Below are 26,189 nucleotides of genomic sequence, written 5' to 3'. Positions count from 1 at the left end.
CTTTGGCCAGCCCGGCGCGAGGTCAGCGTTTTGCTCGCCAGCCGAGCCCCAGGACTGCCTGCACCAGTTCCTGATAACTCGGCTTGACCTCTTCCAAATACCGGTCCAGATACTGCGGCCGAGCCGTAGTAACCGGCTGCGGGTCGTCCAATGCCTCGACAAAGCTCAGCCGCGAAACGTTGTGCAGCGCCATTTTCCACCACCGGCTCGCGCGTTCGTGGGCCTTCTCCTCGCGTTCCCGAGCGGCAGCAACCGCGGCGTGCGCGTCTGCCAGCTGGCGTTCGATTTCGTCCGCTCGGGCCAGTTCCCACGCGCGCAGGTTGTCCGCCGAACCGCGGGCCAATCCCACGATTTCCTTGTAGCGCATGGCGGGGCTGGTGGTTCCCTCGGTCACGGCGTGCCTCCCGCGGTCGGCTCGGTTTCCGGGCGCTGGAACGGGATGATGACTTCCGGCGCCCCGTGCGTGGTGCGGTCGAAGAACAAAGCCCGGCCCGGGCGGGGCGACCAGTGCACGACCTGGCCCGCGGCGAACGGGGACAGTTCGTTGCCCTGGACGTCCAGCGCGGCCCAGGTGCCGATGTCGTCCGTGCCGCCGAAGCCGAGGGTGTCCTTGAGCCGGGCGACGCTGCGCCACCAGCCGATGGTGTGGACGCCGTGCGACGGGCCGTTTTTCAGCAGCGTGCGCAGGTGGTCCAGGCCGCTCTTCAGCTGACCGACGGCCTTGGCTTCCAAAGACGGCAGCGCGGCGTCCACTCCGTACAGCAGCAGGATGCGCGGCGTCGTCGTGTCGAGCGAATCGACGATGGTCTCCAGGTCAGCGGACAGGTTGTCGGTCAGCGTCGCGAGATGTCCTTCGGCGACCAGCCGGTCCTTGAGGTCCACGACGGCTGACGAACTCGCTTCGATCGGGCAATGCAGCAGGAACTCGACTTCGCCTTCCTTGAGCTGCTTGGAAAGCGAGCGAGCCGCGGAGTCCATAATGGACAGCGCTTCCGCGGTCGCGCCGCCGAGGACCGCGACGTTTCGGCCGGGAACTCGGGGCAGTTCGACCCCGCAGGCGGCCTCGGTGACGTCGATCGACTGGCCGAGGATCGCCCGCGGCTGGGGGCTCGGCTTGAGTTCCATAAACGCCGGGAACTGTTCCAGCACCGGCGAATGCGCCCCGTCGAACAGACGCGGCCGGGTAAACCGGCCGGCGTAGAGTTCCCACAGTTTTTGCTGCAGGTTCACGAAAACGTTGCGGGTGCTCGCATCCGGGACGTGCGCGAGCTGGTTGCCGTGCGCGACACCGGAATCGTGGTTGATCACCGCGTGCCACTTGGGAGCGGAGACGGCCGCGTTGTTCGTTTCCGCGAGCACCCGGCGCGCCTTCGGCATCGCGATGCGCAGCGTGCATTGCTCGAAGACCGCGGGTTTGCCCCAGAAGGCTTCGATGCCCGCGACGTCCTGGCTGGCCAGCACCAGGTGGATGCCCTGCGAACGACCGCGGCGCGCGATGTCTTCGAGCAATTGCGTGGCCTGCGCGGTGACCTGGTCGCGTCCGGCGAAGAGGTACTGGAATTCGTCGATCACCGCGACGATCCGCGGCCAGTGTCCGCCCGGATCCTGTTCGCGCAGGTCGGCCAGGTTCGTGACCTCATGCTCCTTGGCCGCGGCGGACCGGCGGCGCAATTCGTCGGCGAGGAAGCGCAGCAGCGCCAGGCCGAATTCGCGGTCGGTGTTGACGTTGACGCCGACGAGTTTCGCGTGCGGCAGCCAGCTGGAGTCCTTGCGACCGGGCGCGAGACCGGCGAACGAGACGCCTTCCTTGAAGTCCAGCAGGTACAACGCCAGCTCGTCCGGCGAGTAGCGCGCGGCGAGGCTGCCGAGCAAGGCGTACAGGAAGTTCGTTTTCCCGGAACCGCTCGGGCCGCCGATGAGCGCGTGCGGGCTCGCGTCGCCGATCACCACTTCGACGGCTTCGCCCTCGTGGAACCCGATCGGGGCGCGCAATTCCCGCGCGGAACTCTCCTGTCCGATCTCGGCGGGCATCAGGTCGGCGAACGAACGCGGGCCGCCCTGTTTGGAAATCAGGGCTTCGGCGATGCGGTTCGCCGCGCGGATGACCTGCCCGGACGGCATCGGCGGGTCGAGGTCGACGACCAGGTCGCTGCCGGTCATGCTGCTGACCGCGCGGCGTTCGTCCAGCAGGCTGAGCGTTTCGATCGACGCGCTCACCGCGGTCGGCACGTCCACCAGGATCAGGCAGATCCCGGCCGCGAGCGCGCCGCTGGCCACGCGTTTGAGGTCGCGCGCGCGTTCCGCGTCGAGGGTTTCGCCGTTGCCGTACAGCACCGCGATCCGGTACGGCTCCAAGCGCTGGCCGGTGGCTTTTCGCAGTTCCCGCAACGAGGTGTGGCCCGCCTGCATGCCGGTGGCGTGGATCCGGCGGATGTGCCCGGCGAGTTCGTCGAGCAGATCCTCCAGCCGCGTCGGGTCGTACAGCGACAGCGCGCTCGTGCGGCTGAGCGGGTACAGGTCCGGCAGGATCGCGGTGAGCTGCCCGACGTCCCACAGGTGGATTTTCACCGCACCGGGCTCGAACGCGGACAGCACGCGCATCAGCAGGCCCTGCACGATTCCGTCGACCACCGGCCGCGTTTTCGGCGCGGACGTGATGGCCAGGTGCGATTCGTCCAGCAGCGGCACGGCGACGTCGAACGTGCGCGAGATGTCGCGGCCGGCCGCGGTGGCCGACCCGACCCGCCACAGGCCGGGCGCGGTGACGCCCGGATTCGTGCCGACGCGGCCGAGCCATTCGCTCGGCGGCCGCCCGGCCGGGCCCGGCGCGTGCGCGGCGACGAGGTCGCGCAGTTCGCCGGGACCGGCGCTCCAGTCGGTGTAGAAGGCGGCGCGGGTGCCGCCGAGCGCGGCGAACACCTCGTGCGCCGCCGGATGCCGGGCCCACTCCGTCTGCTGCGCCGGATCGGCGTGGTCCATGCCGACCCGGACGATCTCCTGTTCCAGCGTCAGCCGGGCCACCTCGGCCTCGGCCATTTCGCGCGCGCCCGCCGCGGCCCCGAGCACGAGCCCGATCTGGTGCCGGACCCGGTCGAGGGCGGTTTGCACACGGTTGCGCTGCTCGGCTGCCTTGCTGGCCATCTCATCCCTACAGACGTGACTGGTAGCCGCCCACCAGATCGTCGGCGGCGGCTAAACGGGTGAGGAGGTGCTCGAGTGCCTCGTCGGCCTGCGCCAATTGCCCCGGCAGCCACGGATCTGCCTTGGCCTGCGCGTCGACGAGTGCGCGCCGGGCGTCGCCGAGCAGAGTCCTCGCCCGCTCGGCGTGCGCCCGTCCGTCGCCGACCCCCGCTCGCGCGGCGGTGAGCAACTGGTGGATTTCGGCGAGCCCCGACATCGGCGTTAAAGCCGCGCCGAGTAGGAATCGGCCGACGAGATGCCGGCCTGGATGGTGCTTTGCATGCCGGTGATCCCTTGCAGCGCTTCGGCGAGCAGGCCGTGCGCCTGATTCACCTCGTGCTGGCTGCTGCCCTGGGTGGCTTGGGACAGCGACAGCTGTGCTTCTTCGAGTGCCTGCGCTGCCTGCTGCAGCGCGGCGATGCTCGCGGACGCCTTCTCGTTCGCGAGCGCGATACCAGCGCGGATCTCTTCCACTCCGGCCATGGGGGCGGGCTCCTCGGTGCGTCGTGGGCTGAAACGACCACATACAAACTTAGCGTGATCAGGTGTCTTCGGTAAGTAAGTGAGAACGGGAGAATCGACAAAGCCCCGGACGCGGTCAGCGGTCCGGGGCCTGTCAGGCGTCGGCTTCCCGTGTGCGCACGCGGTGCCCGAAACCCGCGTTTCAGCCTTCTGACCTGCGGGTTCTCGGCGTGCGTGCGGCGGCCGACGCCCAGGTCAAAACGGTATTCGTGACACCGGGAAACCTCTCCGGACGGCTGCGATGAAGTCTGCGGCGAAGCCTAGCGGGTAGGCCCGTTCGGCCGAGCCGAGCCCCTGCCCCGGTTGCGGACAGCGACGGCCCGCCGCCCGGTTCAGCGAGCGCCGGCCGGATTCGGGTCGTCGCCGAGGTAGGTGCCGTAGCCCTCGACGACGAGCGGGCCGTCGAAGACCAGGACCTCGCTGACCAGCCCGCCCTTCTGGTTGCGGTAGTTGATGACGAGCGCGTCGACTCCGACATAGACGCCGAGGACCTCGAAGCGGAGGTCGGGAATCCGGCGCAGCCCCTCGGCCCAGTACGCGCGCAGCGCCTCCTTGCCGCGGATCACGCCGTCGCCGCCGAGCACCTGGATCGCGACCGGGGACCGGAAGGTCACGCCGTCGGCGAAGTGGGTCATCAGGGCGTCGAGGTCGTGGGCGTTCCAGGCCTTGGCCCAGTGGGTGGCGAATTCTTGAGCTGCGCGGTGGTCCATGAACGAATTCTGCCAGCGTCCGAGGGGCGGGAGCGGGTGCCGTCAGAGGATTCCCTTGCCCGCCAGATCGGCCGCGATCCCGTCCAACACACCGGAGAGCCCGGACGCGAACAGTTCGTCCAGCTCCCACGGGTCGGCCATCGCCCGCATCGCCTTGCCGAGGCGCGGGTAGGCGTCGAAGCTCGGGTGGTGCACCGGTGCGCCGCGGCGTTCCGCCTCCACGTCGCTGACGTAGGTGAGCGCGACGCCTTGCACGTACGAGGCGAACAGGAACAGGTACCGGAACGCGTCCGCCGGGTCGAGGTCGAGGCCGTCGAAGGAGGCGAACGCGTGCTCGCTGTCCGCGGAGAGCGCGGGGCTGTCGTGGGTCCGGGTGGTCACCAGCACTTTCGCCAGGATCCACGGGTGCCGGTGGTAGAGGTCCCAGTCGCGGTACGCAGCGCGCTCCAGCCCGTCGCGCCAGTCTCGCGGCGGGGTTTCCGGCAGCGGGACCTCGGTGAGCGCCGCTTCGACCATCAGCGCCACCAGGTCGTCTTTGGACGCGACGTGCCGGTACAGCGCCATGGTTCCCGCGCCGAGTTCGGCCGCCACCCGGCGCATCGACAGCGCTTCGAGCCCCTCGGCGTCCGCGACCGCGATCCCCGCCCGCACGATCCGGTCGACAGTCAGGTGGCCGCGGTCCTCTTCGGACTCTGCTTTGCGAGCGCGGTACGCCCTCGCCTGGCAGGCCCTTGAGCAGTATTGCCGCGGACGGCCCCGATCCGGAGCGGCGAGCGGCTTTCCGCAGGATCCGCACTGCACCCGAGGCACCTCTTTTCGTCACACATCGACTGGCTGTGCGGAAAGTCTAACGCGTTGGATAATGGCCGCATAACTGCGCCGGATAAAAGACTTTGAGGGTTGCCGTCGAGCATGCGTACTTTGTACGCATGCTCGAAGAATCAACCTCCGCGAAAGCCGGTCCACGGGAATGGCTCGGGCTGGCTGTCCTGCTGCTGCCGTGCGTGCTGGCGTCGATGGACATGTCGGTGATGTTCGTTGCCATGCCGTCGTTGACCGCCGATCTGGAGCCGAGCGGCGCGCAACTGCTGTGGATCATGGATTCGTACGGTTTCCTGCTGGCCGGCCTGCTCATCACCATGGGCACGCTCGGCGACCGGATCGGCCGCCGCCGGTTGCTGATGGCCGGAGCGGCGGCGTTCGGCGGCGCGTCGGTCCTCGCCGCTTTCGCCGCCACGCCGACGATGCTCATCGTCGCCCGGATGCTGCTCGGCATCGCCGGGGCCACGCTCGCGCCTTCTACCCTCGCGCTGATCCGCAGCATGTTCCACGATGCCCGGCAGCGCGCGACGGCGGTCGGCCTGTGGACAGCGGGTTTCGCGGGCGGTGCCGTGCTCGGCCCGATCATCGGCGGCCTGCTGCTCCAGCACTTCCACTGGGGTTCGGTGTTCCTGATCAACGTGCCGGTGATGCTTCTCCTGTTGATGCTCGGTCCGTTGCTGCTGCCCGAACACCGGGTGCCCGTGCAAGGCCGCTTCGACCTGCTTGGCGCGGTGTTGTCGATCGGGTCCGTGCTCGGAATCGTCTACGGCGTCAAGCAACTCGCCGCGCACGGCTTCGGTTGGCTGCCGATCGCGAGCTGTGTTGCCGGGCTCGCTGTCGGGGTGGCTTTCGTGCGGCGTCAGCGCACCGCCGCGCGTCCGCTGATCGACCTCGCGCTGGTGCGGTCGCGCGCGTTCGCGGTGCCGTTGCTGATCGATCTGCTGGCGACGTTCGCGCTGGTCGGGTTCAACCTGTTCACCTGGCAGTACCTGCAGGTCGTGCTGGGGATGAGCCCGCTGGAGTCGGCGCTGTGGTCGCTGCCGACGTTCGCCGTGATGCCGATCGGGATCGCCGCGGCCGCCACGCTGGCCGCCCGGATCGGCAAACCGCGCGTGATGGCGATCGGCCTGCTCGTGGCCGCGGCGGGCTTCGTCGTGCTGACGTTCCCGCCGCCCGGAGTCGGGTCTTTCATCGCGGCGCTCACGGTGGTGTCGCTCGGCATCGCCGGAGTCGCGGCGGTGGTGACGGACGTGATTCTGTCCGCCGCGCCCCCGGAACGAGCCGGAATGGCGTCGGCGATGGCGGAGACGTCCGCGGAGTTCGGGGGCGCGATGGGAATCGCCCTGCTGGGAAGCATCGGCGCGGCCGTGTACCGCTCGGCGATGGGGCCGGAGGGCGGGAAAACCCTGGAGTCCGCGGCGAAGCTCCCGCCCGGAGACGCGCTGCGAGAGGCGGCCTTCGCGGCGTTCGGCACGGAAACCCGAGTGGCAGCGGCGGTGTGCGCGGCACTGACTCTCGGCGCGGCTGTGGTGATCGCGCGCACTCGGTGAAACGACGAAGGTCCCGGCTTCTGAGAAACCGGGACCTTCGTCTTACCGCGGCGGAGGATACAGGATTCGAACCTGCGAGGGCGTGAACCCAACACGCTTTCCAAGCGTGCGCCTTAGGCCGCTCGGCCAATCCTCCGTGGGGAAGAATACCGGATGGCCCTCCGGCCTTTCGCAGGTGGTCCGACCTGCGGCGACGGGCTCAGGCCGGGACGACGTCGGCGACCACGATGGTGATGTTGTCCGGGCCGCCGCCCTCGTTGGCCAAAGCGATGAGCCTCGGGACGACTTCCTCCGGGGCGCCCTGGGAGAGGACCTCCTGGATGGCCGGTTCGCTGGCGCCCGCGGTGAGGCCGTCGGAGCAGAGCAGGTAGCGGTCGCCGGGGTGCGGGGTGAATTCCCAGACGTCCGGTTCGGCCGAGCCGGTGCTCAGGAGTGCCTTCATCAGCATCGAGCCGCGCGGGTGGTGGTCGGCGTCGGCGGCGCTGATCGTGCCGTCTTCGACCAGGGCCTGCGCCAGGGTGTGGTCGCGCGTGATGCGCTGCAGTTCGCCGTCGCGCAGGAGGTAGCCGCGGGAGTCGCCGACGTGCGCGGCGGCGAAGTGGGTGCCGTCGAACAGCAGCGCGGTGAGGGTAGTGCCCATGCCATGCGTGGCGGGGGTTTCCTCGGCCACGCGCGCGAGCTGCCCGGCGACCCGGCGGACGCCGTCGGAGAGCAGGTTCGACAGGTTGTGCGCGGTGAGGTCCAGGGTGCGCAGCTCCGCGTCCAGCGAGGCCAGCACGCTGACCGCGGTCGAGCTGGCCACTTCGCCGTGCGGCTGGCCGCCGATCCCGTCCGCCACCACGAGCAGCCGCCCGCTGGCGTACACGGAGTCCTCGTTGTTGGGGCGTCGTCGCCCTTGGTCCGAGCCCGCGGAGTACCGCAGGGTGAACCGGGTCTGCTCGGTGGCCATGCCCCCATGAAACCATTGGTTGACTGAGTTAACAAGCAAAACGATGGAAACCGCTGTCGTCGGCTATCGTGCTCGACATGGCAGACGACGCGGCGGTGAGTGCGGCCGACATCGCGCGCCTGGCGGGCGTGCGCCGGGCGGCGGTGAGCAACTGGCGGCGGCGCCATGACGATTTTCCCAAACCCGTAGGCGGCACGGCGTCCAGCCCGTTGTTTTCGCTTCCGGAGGTGCAGGCGTGGCTGCGCGGGCGCGGTCGTCCGTTCGAGCTGGCGCCGATTGACGAAGCGTGGCAACGGCTGCGCGCGCTCGGCGACGACCTCGACCTCGGCACACGGCTGGCGGCAGTCGGCGAGTACCTCGCGGGCGACGGGGAAGGCCCGGACGACCCGGAGCTGCTGGCGCTGATCTCCCAGCTCGCCTCGAGCGAAGGCGCGGCGGAGACCTTCGAGCAGCTTTGCGATCGCTTCTTCGAAGCACACGCCCGTCGGCTCTCGCCGACGCCGACCGCGTACGCCGACCTGATGGTGCGGCTGACCGGCGCGAAGGGGGCCAAGGTGCTGGACCCCGCGTGCGGGTTCGGCTCGTTGCTGCTGGCCGCCGCGGCGACGCGGGCGCGAGGGCAGGACGTCGACCCGGACACGGCGCGGATCGCGGGCATCCGGCTGCGGTTGCACGGCGCGGACGCCGAGGTGTACGCCGCGGATGCGTTGCGCGCGGACGCTTTCGCCGGTCGGCTGGCGGACGTCGTGCTGTGCGATCCGCCGTTCAACGAGCGCGGGTGGGGGCACGAGGAACTCGTCGGCGACGCGCGCTGGGAGTACGGCCTGCCGCCGCGTGGCGAGTCGGAGCTGGCGTGGGTGCAGCACTGCCTGGCGCACGTGAAACCCGGTGGCGCGGTGGCGGTGTTGATGCCGGGCGCCGCGGCCGGACGGCGGAGCGGGAAGCGCATCCGGGCCAATCTCCTTCGAGCGGGCGCGTTGCGCGCGGTGTGCACGCTCGCGCCGGGCACCGATCTCTGGCTGCTCACCCGGCCGGAACCGGAGCGGCGCGCGCCGGCGACGGTGTTGATCGCCGACACCACCGCGGACGACGTCGAGCAGCTGTGGCAGGACTTTCTCGCCGATCCGGACCTCGGCGAACGCATCATCGACGTGCTCGACGACGACGTCGACCTGACCCCGTCGGGCCGTCCCGGCGAGAGCGATTCGGGCGAGGCTTTCCTTGCCGCGCAACGGGTTTTCGGGCAGATCGGGATCGAGCTGCCCGAGTTGGAACCGGCGTCCGGCGAAACGGCGCACACGACCGTCGGCGAGCTGGTGAAGGCGGGCGCGCTGCGGATCACGCACGCGCCCCCGCGCACCGCCGACGGCGACGAACCCGTGCTGACCACCGACGACGTCCTGCTCGGCGGCCCGCCGACCGGGCACGCCGCACCGGATCCGGCGGCGGTGTTCGCGCACGACGGCGACGTGGTCGCGTCGGTCACCGGCGCAGTGATCGTCCACAGTGGAGCGCCGGTGCGGCTCGGGCCCGCGCTTTCCCGTTATCGCGTGGATCCGGAGCTGCTCGACGCGCAGTTCCTCGCCGGCTGCCTGCGCGCCGCGGACTTCCCGGTGCACAGCGCGTCGACCCGGATCGACGCGCGCCGGCTCAAGGTGCCGCGGCATCCGCTCGAAACGCAGCGTGCGTACGGCGTCGCGTTCCGCGCGCTCGCGGACTTCGACCGGGCGCTGCGGCAAACCGCGGAAATCGGCCGCGACCTGGTGCGGCTAGGCTTTGCCGCACTCGCCGAAGGACGGCTGAAGCCCGGTGGCGGGTGAGCGCTGTGAGGGGGCCCATGCTGATCGCGGACCGCTACGAGGTCGACGATCTGCCGCTCGGGCGGGGCGGCATGGGTTCGGTGCACCGCGGGCTCGACCGGCGGCTCGGCCGGCGAGTCGCGATCAAGCTGCTTCGGCTTCCCGGCGGTGACGAAGAGCTGGAAGAACGCTTCGCCCGCGAAGCGCGGATCCTCGCCACGCTCGACCATCCCGGCGCGCCCACGCTCTACGACTTCGGTGCCCATGACGACCGGTTGTTCCAGGTCATGCAGTTCGTCGAAGGCGTGACGCTGGACGATCTGCTCGCCGAACACGGTCCGCTGCCGGTGCCGTGGGCGGCGGCGATCGCGGCGCAAGCGGCTGCGGTGCTGTCGGCGGCGCACGCTCGCGCGGTCTGTCACCGTGACCTCAAACCGGCCAACCTCATGCTTTGCCCGGACGGCAGCGTGAAGGTGATGGACTTCGGGCTCGCTGTGTTGCGCGAAGCCGACACTGCTCGCTTCACGCGCGCGGGGCAGTTGCTGGGTACGCCGTCGTACATGGCTCCAGAGCAGATCCAGCGTGGGCACGCGGAGCCGCGAAGCGACCTGTACGCGCTTGGTTGTGTACTGCACGAGATGCTCACTGGCCGTCCGGTCTTCACCGGGCCGACGGCGTACGCGGTGTTCGACAAGCAGGTGAAGGAAACAGCGCCCGTCGTTCCTGGCGTACCTCGGGAGCTGAACGCGCTTCTCGCTGCGACGCTTGCGAAGGATCCTTCGGTGCGACCGTCTGGGGCCGAAGTGCTGTACGCGCATCTCGTGCCCTTCGCGCGCGACTTGCCGCCATTGCCGGGATTCCTGCACCCGCCAACCGTGCTGAGTCCTTCGCGGATGTACGCGCGCATGGTCGGGCTTAGCGGCGAGCGCTGATGCTCGTCGGCGTCTGCTCCGAGAGCGGCAGACCACGCTTCTGAATGCGGTAGTAGGTGGTGGCGTTCTGTACGCCGATGCTGATGCCAATCGTGAGCATGATCGTCGACGACGTCACGGCGTTGCTGACGCCCATCGCGGCTCCTAGGAAAGAGAAGCCGACGCGTACGCCGATGGTGGTGAACCACAGCACCAACGTGAGCGGAGTGCCCTTCACGAACGTCGTGCCTTCGCGGGCACTGAGGACCGAAGTGGAGCTACGCAGAACGCCCAGCAGTCCGAGAAGCACGACGTCGCCGATCAGCAGCGCGTACTCCGTCGCGGTGGCGCTTTGCAGGGTGGTGGCGGCGGAGAACACGCCGATCGCGGTCAGGATGAAGGGGAGCGTCACCAAACGTTTGCGGCTGAGGAGCGTGCCGCGCCACTGCCGGTAAACGACCCGGTACAGGACGAGTGCCGCGATCGCGGCGTAGAGAACGATGGTGAGCGGGCCGAGGTTCACGGTGTTCCTTCGCGGTGGTCGTCGGCTTCGCCCGGCCGGCGGCGGGTGCCGGGAGGGTGCCCGGCGTGCTTTCAGCGTCGTCGGAATGGATGCGGTTTTCGTCGGCGTCCGGGCTGGCGCCGGGTGGATTCGCGACTCAACCCAGAGGTGGAGACGCCGGATCGTGACCATCGCCGAGCAACCACGGTGGGGTGACGGTCGTCTATTCGGGTGATACGGGTCCGGAAGAGGACCCGACCGAACGCGGGGGGTACCGGATCGTGAAGAGGGTTCTGGTGGGGATGGCGGCGCTGGCCGCGGCTTTCGGGCTCGTGGCGTGCTCCGGCGGGACGGCCGGGTCGGCTTCCGGCGGCGGCGCGGTGGCCGCGGCGGCGAGCGTGCCCAGTTCGTCGTCCAGCGCGCCGACCAGCAGTTCTGCCCCGGCGACCAGTGCCAGCCCGGAGAGCACCAGCGCGAAGCCGACCCCGAAACCGACGCCGAAGCCCGCTCCCAAGCCGAAGGCGGACCCGGAGCCGAGCACCGCCGACGTTCCGTGCGCGGCGGCCGCCGCTGCTTCCGGGACCAGCGCTTGCGTGGACATTTCCGCGCACCGCGCCTGGCTGCTGCAGGACGGCAAGGTGATCTACGGTCCCGTTTCGATGCTTCCCGGGCGCAGCGGTCACGCGACGCCGACCGGCACGTTCCACGTGCTTTCCAAGGAAAAGCTGCACCTGAGCAAGCAGTTCGACAACGCGCCGATGCCGAACTCGGTCTTCTTCTACCCGGGCGACGCGTTCCACACCGGCAGCCTGAAGGTGTACTCGCACGGCTGCATCCACCTGTCGGCGGCGTCGTCGCTGCGGTTCTTCAACACCCTGCACGTCGGCGACGTGGTCCAGGTCGTGCCCTGACCGTGCGTCACGGTCGAGTAAATATCACCCAATAGCGGCAACTTACTCCCCCTTTCGAGCGATTACCGGTCGCTGAGAAAGGGGTCCTGAATGGCCTGGCGCAAGCTCCGCTCCCTGCTGGTGGCCGCAGTCGCGGTCCTCGCCGTCCCCACCGTGGTCACCGCCGTCGCCCCGGCGGCAGCAGCCGGCACCCCGGCGCTGCCGCCGGGGTTCGTCTTGCGGGACCTGCCCACCGGACTCGGACAGTACGAGTTCACCGACTTCGCCTGGCTGCCCGACGACAGCGTGCTGGCCCTCGGCAAGTCCGGCGTCGTCAACTGGGTCCCGGCCGCAGGCGGCGGCGCGCCGGCGCGGATCGCCGCCTTCCCGGTCGAAACGCAGGGCGACATGGGCCTCACGAGCATCGCCCTCGCACCGGACTACGCCGCCTCGCACCAGATCTACCTGAACCGTTCGGTCTCGCTCGGCAACGGCCAGTACACGCTGCGCGCCGCGAAGTTCACCGTGCAGCTCGACGGCGCGGGGCATCCGTCCGGACTGACCGGCGAGCAGGTGATTTTCGACCTGCCCGGCAGCCCGTACTACATCCACGGCCTCGACACGGTTTACCCCGCGCCGGACGGCACGCTCTGGTACTCCGTCGGCGACAACGGCGACGCGGGCAAGACCAACCCGGTCGCCTTCGTCGCACAGGACCTCGACTCGCCGTTCGGCAAGATCCTGCACCTCACCGCGGACGGCAAGGGCGTGCCGAGCAATCCGTACTACAACGCGGCCGCGCCGGATTCCGCGCGCAGCAAGGTGTTCGCCAGCGGCTTCCGCAACCCGTTCCGGTTCAGTCTCGACCCGAAGAGCGGACTGCCGGTGGTCGGCGACGTCGGCTGGTACACGTGGGAAGAGCTGGACGTCGTCCAGCCGGGGGCGAATCTCGCGTGGCCTTGCTACGAGGGGAACCACCCCACGCCGGGCTACTCGACCGACTCGCGGTGCGCTTCGGCGGTGAACACCGCGCCGTTGTGGGACTACCAGCACGGGACGGATCCGTCGCAGGGCAACTGCGTCACCGGCGGGATCGTGTATGGCGGCACTACTTATCCGGCGGCTTACCAGGGTGCGTACTTCTTCGGCGACTACGCGGGGGAGAAGATCTGGACGTTGCGTTATGACGAGCAAGGCAAGCTTACGCAGGCACCGACGAGTCCAGCGCCGTTCCAGAATGTCGGTGGGGTTACTAGAATTTCCGCCGCGCCTAACGGGGACATCGTGTTCAGCGACCTCAACTCTGGCCTGCTGCGCCGGTTGAGCTATTCGACGAACAACTCCCCTCCGGTGGCTAAGGCGACGTCTTCGACGGATCCGGATACGCGTACGGTTTCCTTTGACGCCAGCGGTTCTACGGACGCGGACAGCGATCCGCTCACCTATTCCTGGGACTTCGGCGACGGCAGCACCGGTACTGGGGTTCAGGCCAGCCACCAGTACGGAGACGGTGCTTCGTTCACCGCGACCTTGACGGTTTCCGATCCGCTCGGCGGGGTCGGGACGGCGAAGATCGCTGTCGCACCGGGGAATCACTCGCCAGTGCTGACTTTGTCCGCACCGGACAAGGACTTCGCGGTCGGTGAGCCGGTTTCGTTGTCGGCGACGGCTACCGATGTCGAGGATGGGCCGCTTCCGGTTACGTGGACGTCGTTGATTCGGCATTGTCCAGATCTCGGGGCCTGTCACGTGCATCCAGGGGACGGAACAACTGGTCCTACGTGGACTGTTCCGTTTACCGATCACACTGACTCCCGGATGGAATTCACCGCGACGGTCACGGACAGCGCGGGGGTGCAGGCGAGCAAGACGTACGTCGCTTACCCGCGCCAGCACCGGTTGACGTTGGTGGGGACGCAGCCCGCCGCGCTGAGCATCCCGAGCGAGGGCGGCGTCAGCACCTCGATGGTCACTGAGGGTGCGACGTTTGACGTGACCGCGGCGTTGGTCGGCACCGATGGGGTCTCCAAGTTCACCGGTTGGCAGGGCGGTCCGGCTACCTCTTCGTGGTCGATCACCGTGGGCACCAGCGACATGACGCTGACCGCGAACTACCTGACGGCGATCGATCAACGATATGCGGCTGAGCCGGGATTGCAGAGTGTGCTCGGCGCGCCGACGGGTCCCGAGGTGGTGGACGGCCTGGTGCGGTACCGGCCTTACGCGAACGGGCGGTTGTACTGGTCCGCGGCCACCGGGGTGCACGAGATCGGCGGGCAGATCCTGGCTCGGTATCTCGCGATCGGCGGGCACCAGGTGTACGGGCCGCCGGTGACCGACGAGACTTCGACTCCGGACGGCGTCGGGCGGTACAACCATTTGCTCGGTACGCCGGCCAGTCAGGCCGCGTCGGTTTACTGGACTCCGTCCACCGGAGCGCATTCGGTGCAGGGGCAGATTCGGGCCAAGTGGGCCGCCCTCGGCTGGGAGCGCGGGGTGGGGTATCCGACCACCGACGAGACCGGGACTCCCGACGGGGTCGGGCGGTACAACCACTTCACCGGCGGGTCGGTGTATTGGACGCCTACCGGTGGCGCGCATCAGATCGGCGGCGCGATCCGGGACAAGTGGGCTTCGCTGGGCTGGGAACGCGGTCTTGGCTACCCGACCACGGACGAGTCGGTGACGCCGGACGGCGTGGGCCGGTACAACCACTTCACGATCGGCGGGTCGATCTACTGGACGCCGTCGACCGGGGCGCACCAGATCGGCGGGGCGATCCGGGACAAGTGGGCTTCGCTGGGTTGGGAGCGCGGGATGGGATACCCGACGACCGACGAAACCAGTACTCCCAACGGAATCGCGCGGTACAACCACTTCACCGGCGGTGGCTCGATCTACTGGAGCCCGGGCACCGGAGCGCACATGGTGCAGGGAGAGATCCGCAAGCGGTGGGCCGCGCTCGGCTGGGAGAACGGGTACCTGCGGTTGCCGACCTCGGACGAGTACCCGATCAGCGGTGGCGCGCGCAGCGATTTCCAGGGCGGGTACGTCGTTTACCGGTATGGGAGCACGGCGGATTATCGGTGGTGAGGCACGTTGGCGGCGGTCGTCGGGCAGCATCTCCCGACGGCCGCCGCTGGCTTCGCGCCGGAATTTCTTGTTACTGTGTCTGCAGGCCGTGACTGGCGTCTGAAGATGGATCACCATCGGGGAGCGGCCTCGTCCACGTGACGTCATGCCGTACGCCTGGGCTCTTGTGGGATCGAGATCCGGGAGACGCGGCGATGGTTTATCCTCTTGCCCTTTCGGGAGAGTCCGGGCACCGGCCCCGGCTGGTCGGGATTGTCAACGTCACCGCAGACTCGTTCTCCGACGGAGGCCGGTTCCTCGCCCCGGAGAATGCGCTCGCGCAGGCTCGCCGGTTGCTGGCGGCGGGGGCGGACGTCGTCGAACTCGGACCCGCGGCGAGTCATCCCAGTGCCGAGCCGGTGACCGCCGACGAGGAGGTGCGGCGGCTGGACCTGGTCCTGGACCAGCTGGTCGCCGAAGACATCCCGGTGTCGGTCGATTCGTTCCAGCCCCAGACCCACGTGTTCGCCGCGGCTCGCGGCGCGATGTTCCTCAACGACATCCACGGTTTTCCGGACCCCGAGCGGTACGCGGAGCTGGCTGACACCGGATGCCGCCTCGTCGTCATGCATTCGGTGCGGCGGCAGGAGCCCGCGACCGATCCGCGGGCGGTGCTGACCGCACTGGAGCGGTTCTTCGACCAGCGGCTGGCCGCGCTCCAGGCGGCGGGCATCGACCGCGAACGGCTGATCATCGATCCCGGGCTCGGATATTTTCTCGGCACCACGCCGGAACCTTCGCTGGCGGTGCTGTCCGCGCTCCGGACGATCCAGGCCCGCTTCGGGGTCCCGGTCATGGTCTCGCCGTCCCGGAAATCGTTTCTCCGCGCGATCACCGGACGTGCGCTGGCGGAGATCGGACCGGCCAGCCTGGCCGCGGAGCTGTACGCCGCCAGCCACCGCGTCGATTTCATCCGCACGCACGACGTCGCCGCGCTTCGGGACGCACTCACCGTCCTCGCGGCTTTGGACCAGTACCCGGGAGCCAGCCGATGACGCGTCTCGACACCGCTCGGATCCGAGCTGCTCGCCAGCGGATCGACCCGGTCTTTCTCGACACTCCGCTGTATCGCTGCGAAGGATTGGAACGCGACCTCGGCTGCGCGGTGAGCATCAAACTCGAAACGGCGAACCCGGTCCGCAGCTTCAAAGCGCGCGGCACCGAAGTGGTCGCCAGCGCGCTTGCCGACAACCGTGCCTCCGCGGTCGTGTGCGCGAGCGCGGGAAACCTTGGCCAAGCACTCGCCTGGTCCGGCCGCGGCCGGGGACTCGACGTGACCGTGGTGGCGTCCCGTTTCGCGCCCGCAGCCAAACTTGCGCGCATCCGTGAGCTGGACGCCAGGTTGGAACTGGTGGACGGCGACATCGAAACAGCTCGCGAACGAGCGGCGGCCATCGCGCGGCACGACGGCATCCGGCTGGTCGAAGACAGCCTGGACCTCGAGACCTGCGAGGGAGCGGCAACCATCGGCCTCGAGCTCGCGGACGCCGCGCCCGCGTTCGACGCCGTGCTGATCGCGCTGGGCGGAGGAGCGCTGGCCACCGGGGTGGGCCACGTGCTCAAGGAGCGCGCGCCCGAGGTCGAGGTGCTCTGCGTCCAGCCGCTCGGCGCACCGGCGATGACGCGCTCCTGGCACCAGCGGCGCGTCGTCACCACCGACTCGACCGACACCATCGCCGACGGCGTCGCCGGCCGGTTTCCCATCCCGGCCGTTTTGAACGACCTCCTCCTCGTCGCGGACGACGCCGTCCTGGTCCAGGAGGCGTCGATCATCGCCGGCATGCGGCTGCTGCTCGATCGCGCCGGACTCGTCGTCGAACCCTCGGCCGCGCTCGGCATCGCGGCGATTCTCGAAAACCGAGCCCGCTTCACCGGACGGCACGTGGTCACGATCGTCTGCGGGAGCAACGTCGACGCGGGCGCCTACCGCCGCTGGACCGATGCGGCCGCCGACGACCAGCCTTGACCGGTTTCGGGCGCGACGGGCGCGGCAGCGGGGTCCGCGAGAGGGGTCCCCGACGCAGGGAGGCTCCGACGGACCACGGGCGGACTTCGTTTCCCCGCAGCCGAATCTGCGGAGCCGCGAAATTCTCCAGGCGCGACGAGGACCGAGGCGGCGCCGCAGGGTCGTTGCGCCGCAGGCGGATCCGCGGCAAACCGGCCGATTCTAGGTCGAAGTGTGTCAGTGCAGTCCAGGGTCAAGTCGATGGTCGCAGTCATGCCGAAAAGCTACTGCGCACCACCGACAAAAACTCAGGCCAGATCAGCCGGCCGGGTGCCAACGGAGGTCAGCGGCAGGCCCAGCGCCACCCGTTCGGTGAGCCAGCCACTTGGGCGGTAGCGCGGATCACCGGTGGCGCGCAGCAGGCCGTTCAGGATGCGCAGGACCTTTTCCGGCCCGACCAGGTCGCCCCATTCCAGCGGGCCGCGCGGGTAGCCCAGGCCGAGGCGGACCGCGGTGTCGATGTCGGCGGGCGCGGCGAGGCCCTGGTCGGCGAGGTAGCAAGCGGTGTTGATGATCGAGGCCAGCAGGCGTTGCGCGATGGGAGCGGCACCGTCGCGGACGACTGTCACCGGGGTTCCGGTCGCGGCCAGGGCACCCCAAGCCGCACGGCCGTAGTGCGGGTCCAGTCCAGGATGGACAGACATCGTGAAGCGCGATTCGTAGCCGAGCGCATCGACTCCGACGACGCGCGACGCGGGCAGTTCCAGTTGCCGGGCAGCCTCCACAGTGGACTCTCCGCGCAGGGTCACCAGGAGAACCGTGTCCGGATAGGCGTCCGGGACCACGTCGACGCCTGCCGCGGACAGGAGACGGCCCAGGCGTTCGTCGGCGGCGTAGACCGGCATGGTCGGGGCGGGCGGGGCCGCGGGCTCCGGGGGAACCTCTTGTTTTCCGTCGACATAGCGGTAAAAGCCCTCGCCGGTCTTGCGGCCGAAGAGTCCGGCGGCGACGCGCGGGCGGGTGAGCCACGACGGGCGCAGGCGCGGTTCGGCGTGGAAGCCGCTCCAGATGCTTTCCAGCACCGCGTGCGAGACGTCCAACCCGGTGAGGTCCAGCAGTTCGAACGGGCCGAGTTTGAGGCCGAGGACGTCGCGCGCGATGCGGTCGACCTCGGCGGGCGCGGCGAGGGATTCCGAGAGAATCTGCAGCGCTTCGGTGTTCAGGCCGCGGCCCGCGTGGTTGACGAGGAAGCCGGGAGCGTCCTTCGCCAGCACGGGTTCGTGGCCCCAGCGGCGGACGAGTTCGCGGGCTTCGCCGGGCAGCCAGTCGGCGGTGCGCGCGCCGGGGACGACCTCGACCAGCCGCATGAGCGGGACCGGGTTGAAGAAGTGCAGGCCGATCATCCGCGACGGATCGGTGAGCCCGGCGGCGATTTCGGTGACCGACAGCGAGCTGGTGTTGGTCGCGAAAATCGTGTCGGGGCCGCAGATCTTTTCGAGACCGGCGAAGAGCGTCTGCTTCGTTTCGAGGTCTTCGCGGACGGCCTCGAGCACCAGGTCCACCCCGTCGGCGGGGGCGAGCGGGCCGTCGACCGGGACGAGGCGGTCCTTCGCCGCGCGCCCGGCCTCCTCGGTCAGCTTCTCCTTGGCGACCAGCCGGTCGACCATCGCGCCCACGTGGTCGATCGCCGCGGCGACGGCTTCCGGCTGCACGTCCGCGAGTTCCACGGTGACGCCGCCGGTCGCGGCGAGCTGGACGATGCCGCGTCCCATCACCCCGGTGCCGATCACCCGGATCCTGCCGACCCGTCCGGCCCATCCCGTCACGTTGAAACCGCCTTTCGCTGTGGCCCCACGGCGAACTTACCCCGGGCTACAGACCGACGAAGTCCGCCATCTGCCCGATGAGGTGCTCGAAGTACGCGTCCGCCGGGTCGACGCTGCCGACGTACTGGCCGAACAGCTCGAAGTTGAGCGCGCCGAACAGCTGGGTCCAGGCGGCGATGGCGCGCATGACGACCTCGGCCGGCGCGTCGATCTCCAGGACCTTGGTGAGCTGCTCAGCTTGCGCGCGCAGTTCGTCGGACATCGGCGCGGTGACCGCGGGCTCGTGCGGATGGGCGTCGCGCAGCACTGCGACCAGCGCGAACGCCACTCGCCCGGCGGGGCCGACGGTGTCCTGCGGAGCCTGGTAACCGGGGATCGGCGAGCCGTAGATGAGCGCGTACTCGTGCGGGTTCGCGCGAGCCCAGTCGCGGGTCGCGCGCCAGACGGCTCGCCAGCGTTCGCGCGGGTCGCCGGTGTGCGGGTCGGCCTGCTCGGCGGCCTCGCCGACGGCGTTGTACGCGTCGACGATCAGCGCGGTGAGCAGGTGATCGCGGCTCGGGAAGTACCGGTACAGCGCCGACGAGACCATCCCCAGCTCCCGGGCGACCGCGCGCAGGGAAAGCCCGTGCGCGCCGACCTCGGCCAGCTGGCGGCGGGCCTCGTCCTTGATCTCGCGGGTCAGCTCGGCGCGGACCCGTTCGCGGGCGGTGCGGGGTGCGGCTGTCATGCGATCAGTGTGCCTCGAAGGAGAGCGCCGCGCAAAATCGAGAGCACTGCTCTTGACGCGGGGCAGGCCACGGGTGTTCACTGTTCACAACAGAGAGCACCGCTCTCGCAAACCGAGGAGGACCCCATGACCAGCACTCGTTACCTCGAACCGGGCAAGGCGACCGCGGTGTTCAACGGCTGCGTCCGCTGGCTCACCAAACGCGGCTTCAGCGTGTGGGGCAGCCGGGTGCTGGGCGTCCGCGGCCGCAAGTCCGGCGAACTGCGCGAGGTGCCGGTGAACCTGCTGCCGTTCGAGGGCAAGCAGTACCTGGTGGCGGCGCGCGGCGAAACCCAGTGGGTGCGGAACCTGCGTGCGGCGGGCGAGGGTCAGCTGACCGTCGGGCGGCGCACCGAGACGTTCACCTACCGCGAGCTGGCCGACGAGGAAAAGCCCGCCGTCCTGCGCTCGTACCTCAAGCGCTGGGCGTTCGAGGTCGGCACGTTCTTCGAGGGCGTGGACGCGAAGGCACCGGAGGAGAAGCTGCTGGAGATCGCGCCGGGCTACCCGGTGTTCGAGGTCTTCGCCCGGTGAGTCAGCGCGCGCGTTTGCGGAACGCGGTGGCCGCGACGAGGACCACGCCGGCCAGGAGCGCGACCAGCCCGATCAGGAACCAGAGCTTCTGGCCGGTCATGAAACTGCCGGTCAGCACCCCGACGCCCTGCAGCACCCACACCGCGCCGACGAGCACCAGCACCACCCCGCACGCCAGCGTGATCCACCGCTTCACGACCATCTCCTCGCTCGGGAAGGGAACCTCGAGGCAAGTCTCTCAAGGTTCCCTTCTCCGAACGGGCTACCCGCGGCGGCGCGGCTGGCCGTTGCCGAACTGCTGTGCTTCGCCGAGCGAGGTCGCGGTGGCCGTCGTGCCCTGGACCTTCGCGACCACCGTGACGTTGTCGCCGGACTTCGGCGAACCGGTTTTCTCCGTGGCCGAATCCAGCGTGTAGGTCTGCTTGTAGCCGTCCTTGCTCGTGAGGGTCACCGAGGTGGCGCTGAGTTCGGTGATCGTCCCGGTCTGCAGGCGTTCGGTCACGTATCCGCCGGCCGGATCCGCCACCACGAAGTCGCCGTGCAGCGCCTCCCGCAGCGCGGCCATCCCGCCCATGCCTCCGCGGCCGGCGAAACCGCCGGGGCCGCCCGGTCCGCCCGGCCCGCCGAATCCGCCCGGACCCTGCTGCGCGGTCGCGTTGCCGCCGCTGGTGCCGGCCCAGATCGCCAGTCCGCCGCCCACCGCGATCACGACCGCGACGCCCGCCGCGATCGCGGTTTTCCGGCCCGACCACGCCTTCCCCGGACCGCTGCCGCCGGTGGCGGGAGCAGGCTGCTCTCCCCAGGTCGCGCCCTGTGCTGGATCGGTCGTCATGGTCTCCTCCGGAACGTTCGGGCTGGTCCTTCCCGAGCGTCGGGGCGGCCGCTGTGCGGAAGCTGTGGCGGACGTGGGGGACACCTGTGCGCCCCGGCGGGGGCGCCACCGCACAGGAAACACACAGGCGGGGCACAGCCCGACCTGAAGACAGGGCCCGAAGATGGCACCATGAGCAGTGTGAACGCCGCGTCTGCCGGCCGGGGCAAGGCCGAACTGCGCCGCGCGGACGGCAGCCCGGTCCGCGTGCTGGTCGTCGACGACGAGTCGACGCTGGCCGAACTCGTGTCCATGGCCCTGCGGATGGAGGGCTGGGAGGTGCGCAGCGCGGGCACCGGGGCCGAGGCGGTGCGGATCGGCCGCGATTTCCGCCCGGACGCCGTGGTGCTCGACGTGATGCTGCCCGATTTCGACGGCCTCGAGGTGCTGCGCCGGATGCGCGCCGAAACGCCGTATCTGCCGGTTCTTTTCCTGACCGCGAAAGACGCGGTGGAAGACCGGATCGCCGGGCTCACCGCGGGCGGCGACGATTACGTGACCAAACCGTTCAGCCTGGAAGAAGTGGCGCTGCGGCTGCGCGCGCTGCTGCGCCGCGCGGGCGGGGTTTCCGGGGCGACCGGCTCGCAGCTGGTGGTCGGCGACCTGACGCTGGACGAGGACAGCCGCGAGGTGCACCGCGGCGGCGACCTGGTGCCGCTCACCGCGACCGAGTTCGAACTGCTGCGTTACCTGATGCGCAATCCGCGCCGGGTGCTGTCGAAGGCGCAGATCCTCGACCGCGTGTGGAGCTACGATTTCGGCGGCCAAGCGAATATCGTCGAACTGTACATTTCCTACCTCCGCAAGAAAATCGACGCCGATCGGGAACCGATGATCCACACCATGCGCGGCGCCGGATATGTCCTCAAACCCGCCGCGGGCTGAGCGCCGCCGTCCGTGGTCGTTGCGCCGCAGGCTGATCGTGCAGCTGGCGGCGCTGCTCGCGCTGGTCTGCCTGGTGGTCGGCGTGGTCACCGAACTCGCGTTGAACAGCTTTCTCGTCGGACAGCTCGACGGGCAGCTGGCGGCGGCGAGCGACCGCGGGTTCCGGCACGGGGCGCCGCGTCCGCCGATCTTCGGGCCCGGCAAGCCGGCGCCGGATCCGCTGCGCGTGCTCGGCCAGCCCGAGGGGACGCTCAGCCTGGTGGTCCACGACGGCGCGGTCAACGGGCAGGTGATCGGCCCGTTGGGGCTCCTCGCGCTCACGCCCGACCAGGACCGGGTCCTGCTCGTGCTGTCCCCGAACGGCCAGCGCCGCACGGTCGAGCTTCCCGGGAATCTCGGGAAATACCGCGTGGTCGCGACGTATTCGCCGCGCGGCGAGTTCACCGTGATCGGGCTGCCGATGAACCGGGTCTCGGAAACGTTGTGGCGGCTGGGATTCATCTTCGGCGGGGTCGCGCTCGGCGGTATTCTCGTCGCCGGATTCGCTGGTGCGGTCACGATCCGGCGCACGATGGCTCCGCTCGACCGGCTCGCCGCGACCGCTTCCCGGGTGTCTGAGCTGCCGCTGGACCGCGGCGAGGTCGCGCTGTCCGAGCGAGTGCCCGAAGTGGACACTGACCCGCGCACGGAGGTCGGCAAGGTCGGTTCGGCGATCAACCGGATGCTGGGCCACATCGCCGAGGCGCTCGCGGTCCGCCATGCCAGCGAAAGCCGGGTGCGGCAGTTCGTCGCGGACGCGAGCCACGAATTGCGCACGCCGCTCGCCGCGATTCGCGGGTACGCCGAGCTGACCCGCCGCAGCAGCGAGCAGGTGCCGCCGGACATCGCGTTCGCGATGAGCCGGGTGGAATCCGAATCCGCGCGGATGACGACGCTCGTGGAGGATCTGCTGCTGCTCGCGCGGCTCGATTCCGGACGTCCGGTCGTGCCCGAGCCGGTCGATTTGTCCCGGCTGGTCGCCGACGCGGTCGCGGATTCGCACGTCGCCGGTCCGGAACACAAGTGGCTGCTGGAACTTCCCGGCGAACCGATCGCGGTGCTGGGCGATTCCGGGCAACTGCACCAGGTCGTGCTGAACCTCCTCGGCAACGCCCGGACGCACACGCCCGCGGGCACCACGGTGACCACCGCACTGTCTGCTCGGGACGGATGGGCGACTTTGTCCGTTGTGGACGATGGGCCGGGAATTCCGCCGGAAATCCTGCCCGAGGTGTTCGAACGATTCGCCCGCGGCGACAATTCCCGGTCGCGGGCGGCCGGAAGCACCGGGCTGGGGCTGGCGATTGTCGCGGCGGTGGTGGCCGCGCATTCCGGTCGGGTGATGGTGAACAGCGTTCCGGGGCGCACTGAATTCGTGGCGTCGTTCCCGCAGGCGTGACCTGTTCACAGCCCGCGCACAGGCGGTGCCGTGAGAATGATCGGCATGACGACTGCCGACGCGCCACGTTGGGTGCGCCCCGCCGTCGCGGTGCTGCTGCTGGGCACCGCCGCGTTGTACCTCACCGACGTCGCGATTTCCGGCTGGGGCAATGATTTCTACGCGATGGCCGTGCAAGCGGGCACGTGGGACTGGAAAGCGTGGTTCTTCGGTTCGCTCGACCCGGGCAACGTGGTCACCGTCGACAAACCGCCCCTTTCCCTGTGGATGATGGGGCTGTCCGGGCGGATCTTCGGCTTTTCCAGCTGGAGCATGCTGGTGCCGGACGCGCTGGCGGGCGTGGGCTCGGTCGGCCTGCTGTATCTGGCGGTGCGGCGGCTTTCCGGTCCGATCGCCGGGTTGCTGGCCGGGGCGTTGCTCGCGATCACTCCGGTGGCCGCGCTGATGTTCCGGTTCAACAACCCGGACGCGTTCTTGGTGCTGCTGCTCGTCGCGGGCGGGTATTTCCTGGTGCGGGCACTGGAAAGCGCCGGTACGAAGTGGTTGCTGCTGGCAGGGGTCGCGATCGGCTTCGGGTTCCTCGACAAAATGCTGCAGGCGTTTCTGGTGTTGCCTGCCTTTGTGCTCGCTTACGCGGTCGCGGCGCCGACCACGTGGGGACGGCGGCTATGGCAATTGCTCGCTGCTGCCGGTGCGGTGGTGGTTTCCGCGGGCTGGTGGGTACTCGCGGTGGCGTTGTGGCCGGTTGCCGATCGACCGTATATCAGCGGGTCGACGAACAACAGCGTGCTGGAATTGGCCTTCGGGTACAACGGACTCGGCCGGATCTTCGGACAGTCGCACGGCGGTGAAGCGCGACCGAAACTGCCTGCGCACGGCCAGCCGGGTTTGACTCGCTTGTTCACCGAGCAATTCGGCGGCGAGGCGTCCTGGTTGCTGCCAGCTGCGTTGATCGGACTCGTGGCCGGGTTGTGGTTCACCCGGCGTGCGACACGCACTGATCGAACTCGCGCGGCGCTGTTGCTGTGGGGTGCCTGGACGGTGCTCAGCGCATTCGTGTTCAGCTACATGAGCGGGATCATCCACCCGTACTACACGGTCGTGCTCGCGCCGGGAATCGCCGCCACGGTAGCGATTTCCGCGACCGAACTGTGGCGCGGCCGTGCCTACTTCGCCCCGCGCGCGGTGCTTGCGGTGATGCTGGCGGCGACTGTCGCGTGGAGTTTCGTGCTGCTGCAGCGGACGCCGAACTGGCAGCCGTGGGTGCGGTACACCGTGCTGGTGCTCGGCGTTCTAGGCGTGGCCGCGCTGTTGATCGGGACCGCCCGCCGCGCGGTCGCGGTGCTGGCGCTGGTGGCCGCGCTGCTGGGGATGGCGTCCTTCACCGTGGCGACCGCGTCGACGGCGCACACCGGCGGAGGTCCGGCGTCTGGGCCACAGCACAAGGGACGCCCCGATTTCGGTGCCTCGCAACCGTCCACTGTGGAGCTGAACCGGCTGCTGGAGACCACGACGACGAAGTGGGCCGCCGCCGAAACCGGTGCGATGCAGGCTGCCGGGCTCGCGTTGAACAGCGGCAAGCCGGTACTCGCGGTCGGCGGCTTCAGCGGCGGCGATCCCGCGCCGTCGCTCGCGCAATTCCAGCAGTACGTGGCGAGCGGCGAGATCCACTACTTCGTCGTCGGCGCGCGCAACGGCCGCGGCGGCCCGGGTGGCAGCCGCGGCACCGCCGGGAAGATCACCGCTTGGGTCAAGCAGCACTTCCGGCCCACCATGGTCGGCGGCGCGACGGTGTACGACCTCACGCAAAAGTGACCGAGGTATTGGCTCCGCACAAGACAAAACAAGGCAGCTCGGCCGGGACGCGCCCGGCCAGCCGGGCGGCCAGCGGAGCCGCGGCGGCCGGTTCGACGACGAGCCGGAAGTCGCGCCACAGCAGGTCTCGCGCGGCGAGGATCTCGGCGTCGGACACCAGCACGGACGTGACGGCCGGCGAGTTGAGGATGCCGAAGGCCAGCTCGCCGACGCGGGTCGCGCCGAGCGCGGAGGCGGCGACCGAGTCGATGGTGACGTCTACCGGCTCGCCCGCGGCGATGGCGGCGTGCAGCGCCTGGCAGTGCTCCGGCTCCACCGCGAACACCTGACGGCCGTCCGCGGCCAGCGTCGCGCCGGACGCCAGCCCGCCACCGCCGACCGCGACGGCAATGGCATCGACGTCCGGTGCGTCGGCCACGATCTCCGCGGTCGCGGTTCCTTGCCCGGCAATCACGTCGGGGTCGTCGTACGCGTGCAGGTAGCGAGTGCCGGATTCGTCGGCCACGGCCAGCGCGGCCGCGGCAGCCTCGCCGTACGTCGCGCCGTGCCGGATGAGCTTCGCGCCAGCCGCTTCGATGCCGGCGGCCTTCGCTTCGGGCACGGACTCCGGCACGTAGACGACAGCGGGAATGCCCAGCGACTGCGCGGCGGTGGCGACGCCGAGACCGTGATTTCCGCCGGACGCCGTGACGACCCGCTTCGGCTCCGGCCCGGTGAGCAGGGCGTTTACCGCGCCGCGGAGCTTGAACGACCCGGACCGCTGGAGCTGCTCCAGCTTGAGGACGAGGGGACGGCCGTCGATTTCGGTGCGTAACAGCGGCGTCCACCGGACGTGTGGTCGGAGGCGAAGGTGGGCTGCGGCGACGTCGGCGGCGACAGGTGCGGTGCGCATATCGGTCATTCTCCTCCCCGGCGTGCTCCCCGGGTGCCGCTCGCCGGGAAAACCCCAGCGTGTCAGGGCACGACACGGAACAAGAGGGCATTGTCTAGCTCTTGCCGATCTCGCTAAGCTCTGCGCAGACGTGGGGTGTCCGACCATGTGCGTACCGCGACGAGTACTACCGAGAGTAGTAGCGTCCCGCGGGTGTCCCCGTTCGGTGCACTTCACGCCTCGGTCTCGTCGGGACTCCTCGGGAACGAAA

General features: G+C 69.5%; 25 protein-coding genes, 1 tRNA gene and 1 riboswitch. Of the genes, 11 read left to right on the top strand and 15 right to left on the bottom strand.

Annotated features, from left to right (window positions below; genetic code table 11):
* Nucleotides 1–22: 22 nt before the first annotated feature.
* The 6 genes from SSMG_RS36800 to SSMG_RS36775 all read right to left on the bottom strand — a co-directional run bounded on the left by SSMG_RS36800 (nucleotide 23) and on the right by SSMG_RS36775 (nucleotide 5,213).
* Nucleotides 23–394, bottom strand: a complete 372-nt coding sequence (locus SSMG_RS36800) for a hypothetical protein (protein WP_009084642.1) — start codon at nucleotides 392–394, stop codon at nucleotides 23–25.
* Nucleotides 391–3,141: an FtsK/SpoIIIE domain-containing protein gene (locus SSMG_RS36795; protein WP_037716085.1), complete on the bottom strand. Its 2,751-nt coding sequence runs from the start codon at nucleotides 3,139–3,141 to the stop codon at nucleotides 391–393. Before SSMG_RS36795 ends, SSMG_RS36800 begins: the two co-directional genes overlap by 4 nt.
* 7 nt (nucleotides 3,142–3,148) lie before the next feature.
* Nucleotides 3,149–3,397 carry a hypothetical protein gene (locus tag SSMG_RS36790; RefSeq protein ID WP_009084637.1) on the bottom strand — a complete coding sequence of 83 codons (249 nt, stop codon included), beginning with the start codon at nucleotides 3,395–3,397 and terminating at the stop codon, nucleotides 3,149–3,151.
* 5 nt (nucleotides 3,398–3,402) lie between these two features.
* Nucleotides 3,403–3,663, bottom strand: a complete 261-nt coding sequence (locus SSMG_RS36785) for a hypothetical protein (RefSeq protein ID WP_009084635.1) — start codon at nucleotides 3,661–3,663, stop codon at nucleotides 3,403–3,405.
* Between the two features lie 371 nt (nucleotides 3,664–4,034).
* Nucleotides 4,035–4,412, bottom strand: a complete 378-nt coding sequence (locus SSMG_RS36780) for a nuclear transport factor 2 family protein (protein ID WP_009084634.1) — start codon at nucleotides 4,410–4,412, stop codon at nucleotides 4,035–4,037.
* Between the two features lie 42 nt (nucleotides 4,413–4,454).
* Nucleotides 4,455–5,213 carry a TetR/AcrR family transcriptional regulator gene (locus SSMG_RS36775; protein WP_199841109.1) on the bottom strand — a complete coding sequence of 253 codons (759 nt, stop codon included), beginning with the start codon at nucleotides 5,211–5,213 and terminating at the stop codon, nucleotides 4,455–4,457.
* Nucleotides 5,214–5,341: 128 nt separating this feature from the next.
* On the opposite strand from SSMG_RS36775, the gene SSMG_RS36770 reads away from it, so the two are divergent.
* Complete coding sequence (locus SSMG_RS36770; RefSeq protein WP_009084631.1) at nucleotides 5,342–6,784, top strand: MFS transporter; 1,443 nt, start codon at nucleotides 5,342–5,344, stop codon at nucleotides 6,782–6,784.
* A 51-nt stretch (nucleotides 6,785–6,835) separates the two neighbouring features.
* Here SSMG_RS36770 and SSMG_RS36765 read toward each other — a convergent pair.
* Nucleotides 6,836–6,920: transfer RNA gene (locus SSMG_RS36765), tRNA-Ser, on the bottom strand.
* Between the two features lie 63 nt (nucleotides 6,921–6,983).
* Nucleotides 6,984–7,733, bottom strand: a complete 750-nt coding sequence (locus SSMG_RS36760) for a PP2C family serine/threonine-protein phosphatase (protein ID WP_009084629.1) — start codon at nucleotides 7,731–7,733, stop codon at nucleotides 6,984–6,986.
* 77 nt (nucleotides 7,734–7,810) lie between these two features.
* Here SSMG_RS36760 and SSMG_RS36755 point away from each other — a divergent pair, with 77 nt between their 5' ends.
* Complete coding sequence (locus SSMG_RS36755) at nucleotides 7,811–9,553, top strand: class I SAM-dependent DNA methyltransferase (protein ID WP_037718605.1); 1,743 nt, start codon at nucleotides 7,811–7,813, stop codon at nucleotides 9,551–9,553.
* Between the two features lie 17 nt (nucleotides 9,554–9,570).
* Nucleotides 9,571–10,464: a serine/threonine-protein kinase gene (locus SSMG_RS36750; RefSeq protein WP_037716082.1), complete on the top strand. Its 894-nt coding sequence runs from the start codon at nucleotides 9,571–9,573 to the stop codon at nucleotides 10,462–10,464.
* Here SSMG_RS36750 and SSMG_RS36745 read toward each other — a convergent pair.
* On the bottom strand, nucleotides 10,448–10,966 hold the full coding sequence (locus SSMG_RS36745; protein WP_037716080.1) for a hypothetical protein: 519 nt from the start codon (nucleotides 10,964–10,966) through the stop codon (nucleotides 10,448–10,450). The two genes, SSMG_RS36750 and SSMG_RS36745, sit on opposite strands and share 17 nt — an antisense overlap.
* Before the next feature lie 202 nt (nucleotides 10,967–11,168).
* Nucleotides 11,169–11,546 (bottom strand): hypothetical protein, encoded by a 378-nt coding sequence (locus tag SSMG_RS46515; protein WP_009084620.1) that lies wholly within the window; start codon nucleotides 11,544–11,546, stop codon nucleotides 11,169–11,171.
* Between SSMG_RS46515 and SSMG_RS46510 the strand changes: the two genes are divergently transcribed.
* The 4 genes from SSMG_RS46510 to SSMG_RS36725 all read left to right on the top strand — a co-directional run bounded on the left by SSMG_RS46510 (nucleotide 11,539) and on the right by SSMG_RS36725 (nucleotide 16,933).
* Nucleotides 11,539–11,856 (top strand): L,D-transpeptidase, encoded by a 318-nt coding sequence (locus SSMG_RS46510; protein ID WP_009084622.1) that lies wholly within the window; start codon nucleotides 11,539–11,541, stop codon nucleotides 11,854–11,856. The genes SSMG_RS46515 and SSMG_RS46510 overlap by 8 nt on opposite strands.
* A gap of 90 nt (nucleotides 11,857–11,946) precedes the next feature.
* Nucleotides 11,947–14,928 (top strand): PQQ-dependent sugar dehydrogenase, encoded by a 2,982-nt coding sequence (locus SSMG_RS36735; RefSeq protein ID WP_009084618.1) that lies wholly within the window; start codon nucleotides 11,947–11,949, stop codon nucleotides 14,926–14,928.
* A 78-nt stretch (nucleotides 14,929–15,006) separates the two neighbouring features.
* Nucleotides 15,007–15,097: riboswitch (ZMP/ZTP riboswitch) on the top strand.
* A 25-nt stretch (nucleotides 15,098–15,122) separates the two neighbouring features.
* The gene (gene folP, locus SSMG_RS36730) at nucleotides 15,123–15,962 is read left to right on the top strand and encodes a dihydropteroate synthase (RefSeq protein ID WP_009084617.1); all 840 of its coding nucleotides are present in this window, start codon (nucleotides 15,123–15,125) and stop codon (nucleotides 15,960–15,962) included.
* Nucleotides 15,959–16,933, top strand: a complete 975-nt coding sequence (locus tag SSMG_RS36725; protein ID WP_009084615.1) for a threonine/serine dehydratase — start codon at nucleotides 15,959–15,961, stop codon at nucleotides 16,931–16,933. Before folP ends, SSMG_RS36725 begins: the two co-directional genes overlap by 4 nt.
* 287 nt (nucleotides 16,934–17,220) lie before the next feature.
* On the opposite strand, the gene SSMG_RS36720 is transcribed toward SSMG_RS36725, so the two are convergent.
* Together SSMG_RS36720 and SSMG_RS36715 are read right to left on the bottom strand one after the other, a co-directional pair.
* Nucleotides 17,221–18,738, bottom strand: a complete 1,518-nt coding sequence (locus SSMG_RS36720; RefSeq protein WP_009084613.1) for a 3-hydroxyacyl-CoA dehydrogenase — start codon at nucleotides 18,736–18,738, stop codon at nucleotides 17,221–17,223.
* 46 nt (nucleotides 18,739–18,784) lie between these two features.
* Nucleotides 18,785–19,465 carry a TetR/AcrR family transcriptional regulator gene (locus tag SSMG_RS36715; RefSeq protein WP_037716077.1) on the bottom strand — a complete coding sequence of 227 codons (681 nt, stop codon included), beginning with the start codon at nucleotides 19,463–19,465 and terminating at the stop codon, nucleotides 18,785–18,787.
* Between the two features lie 126 nt (nucleotides 19,466–19,591).
* Between SSMG_RS36715 and SSMG_RS36710 the strand changes: the two genes are divergently transcribed.
* Nucleotides 19,592–20,038 (top strand): nitroreductase family deazaflavin-dependent oxidoreductase, encoded by a 447-nt coding sequence (locus SSMG_RS36710; protein WP_037716075.1) that lies wholly within the window; start codon nucleotides 19,592–19,594, stop codon nucleotides 20,036–20,038.
* A 1-nt stretch (nucleotide 20,039) separates the two neighbouring features.
* Here SSMG_RS36710 and SSMG_RS36705 read toward each other — a convergent pair whose 3' ends face one another.
* The gene (locus SSMG_RS36705) at nucleotides 20,040–20,234 is read right to left on the bottom strand and encodes a hypothetical protein (protein WP_037718599.1); all 195 of its coding nucleotides are present in this window, start codon (nucleotides 20,232–20,234) and stop codon (nucleotides 20,040–20,042) included.
* A gap of 66 nt (nucleotides 20,235–20,300) precedes the next feature.
* Nucleotides 20,301–20,870: a hypothetical protein gene (locus tag SSMG_RS36700; protein ID WP_037716073.1), complete on the bottom strand. Its 570-nt coding sequence runs from the start codon at nucleotides 20,868–20,870 to the stop codon at nucleotides 20,301–20,303.
* Between the two features lie 171 nt (nucleotides 20,871–21,041).
* Here SSMG_RS36700 and SSMG_RS36695 point away from each other — a divergent pair, with 171 nt between their 5' ends.
* From SSMG_RS36695 to SSMG_RS36685, 3 genes are read left to right on the top strand one after another with little or no spacing between them, the layout of a single operon-like run.
* Complete coding sequence (locus tag SSMG_RS36695; protein WP_009084604.1) at nucleotides 21,042–21,794, top strand: response regulator transcription factor; 753 nt, start codon at nucleotides 21,042–21,044, stop codon at nucleotides 21,792–21,794.
* On the top strand, nucleotides 21,769–23,232 hold the full coding sequence (locus SSMG_RS36690; RefSeq protein ID WP_009084602.1) for a cell wall metabolism sensor histidine kinase WalK: 1,464 nt from the start codon (nucleotides 21,769–21,771) through the stop codon (nucleotides 23,230–23,232). Before SSMG_RS36695 ends, SSMG_RS36690 begins: the two co-directional genes overlap by 26 nt.
* A gap of 45 nt (nucleotides 23,233–23,277) precedes the next feature.
* Complete coding sequence (locus SSMG_RS36685; protein ID WP_050788517.1) at nucleotides 23,278–25,047, top strand: glycosyltransferase family 39 protein; 1,770 nt, start codon at nucleotides 23,278–23,280, stop codon at nucleotides 25,045–25,047.
* Here the strand turns inward: SSMG_RS36685 and SSMG_RS36680 are convergent.
* The gene (locus SSMG_RS36680) at nucleotides 25,034–25,939 is read right to left on the bottom strand and encodes a serine/threonine dehydratase (RefSeq protein ID WP_100266981.1); all 906 of its coding nucleotides are present in this window, start codon (nucleotides 25,937–25,939) and stop codon (nucleotides 25,034–25,036) included. The genes SSMG_RS36685 and SSMG_RS36680 overlap by 14 nt on opposite strands.
* Nucleotides 25,940–26,189: the final 250 nt, after the last annotated feature.

Source organism: Streptomyces sp. AA4 (assembly GCF_000158875.1).
GTDB lineage: Bacteria > Actinomycetota > Actinomycetes > Mycobacteriales > Pseudonocardiaceae > Amycolatopsis.
This window is presented reverse-complemented; position numbering and strand designations above follow the sequence as displayed.

Bases quoted from the DNA above. Each gene is read 5' to 3' on its own strand.
- SSMG_RS36795 (WP_037716085.1), bottom strand. From the start codon at position 3,141: ATGGCCAGCAAGGCAGCCGAGCAGCGCAACCGTGTGCAAACCGCCCTC.
- SSMG_RS36790 (WP_009084637.1), bottom strand. From the start codon at position 3,397: ATGTCGGGGCTCGCCGAAATCCACCAGTTGCTCACCGCCGCGCGAGCG.
- SSMG_RS36785 (WP_009084635.1), bottom strand. From the start codon at position 3,663: ATGGCCGGAGTGGAAGAGATCCGCGCTGGTATCGCGCTCGCGAACGAG.
- SSMG_RS36780 (WP_009084634.1), bottom strand. From the start codon at position 4,412: ATGGACCACCGCGCAGCTCAAGAATTCGCCACCCACTGGGCCAAGGCC.
- SSMG_RS36770 (WP_009084631.1), top strand. From the start codon at position 5,342: ATGCTCGAAGAATCAACCTCCGCGAAAGCCGGTCCACGGGAATGGCTC.
- SSMG_RS36760 (WP_009084629.1), bottom strand. From the start codon at position 7,733: ATGGCCACCGAGCAGACCCGGTTCACCCTGCGGTACTCCGCGGGCTCG.
- SSMG_RS36755 (WP_037718605.1), top strand. From the start codon at position 7,811: ATGGCAGACGACGCGGCGGTGAGTGCGGCCGACATCGCGCGCCTGGCG.
- SSMG_RS36750 (WP_037716082.1), top strand. From the start codon at position 9,571: ATGCTGATCGCGGACCGCTACGAGGTCGACGATCTGCCGCTCGGGCGG.
- SSMG_RS46515 (WP_009084620.1), bottom strand. From the start codon at position 11,546: ATGTCCACGCAAGCGCTGGTCCCGGAAGCAGCGGCGGCCGCCGCGCAC.
- SSMG_RS36735 (WP_009084618.1), top strand. From the start codon at position 11,947: ATGGCCTGGCGCAAGCTCCGCTCCCTGCTGGTGGCCGCAGTCGCGGTC.
- folP (WP_009084617.1), top strand. From the start codon at position 15,123: ATGGTTTATCCTCTTGCCCTTTCGGGAGAGTCCGGGCACCGGCCCCGG.
- SSMG_RS36725 (WP_009084615.1), top strand. From the start codon at position 15,959: ATGACGCGTCTCGACACCGCTCGGATCCGAGCTGCTCGCCAGCGGATC.
- SSMG_RS36715 (WP_037716077.1), bottom strand. From the start codon at position 19,465: ATGACAGCCGCACCCCGCACCGCCCGCGAACGGGTCCGCGCCGAGCTG.
- SSMG_RS36710 (WP_037716075.1), top strand. From the start codon at position 19,592: ATGACCAGCACTCGTTACCTCGAACCGGGCAAGGCGACCGCGGTGTTC.
- SSMG_RS36700 (WP_037716073.1), bottom strand. From the start codon at position 20,870: ATGACGACCGATCCAGCACAGGGCGCGACCTGGGGAGAGCAGCCTGCT.
- SSMG_RS36695 (WP_009084604.1), top strand. From the start codon at position 21,042: ATGAGCAGTGTGAACGCCGCGTCTGCCGGCCGGGGCAAGGCCGAACTG.
- SSMG_RS36690 (WP_009084602.1), top strand. From the start codon at position 21,769: ATGTCCTCAAACCCGCCGCGGGCTGAGCGCCGCCGTCCGTGGTCGTTG.
- SSMG_RS36685 (WP_050788517.1), top strand. From the start codon at position 23,278: ATGACGACTGCCGACGCGCCACGTTGGGTGCGCCCCGCCGTCGCGGTG.
- SSMG_RS36680 (WP_100266981.1), bottom strand. From the start codon at position 25,939: ATGCGCACCGCACCTGTCGCCGCCGACGTCGCCGCAGCCCACCTTCGC.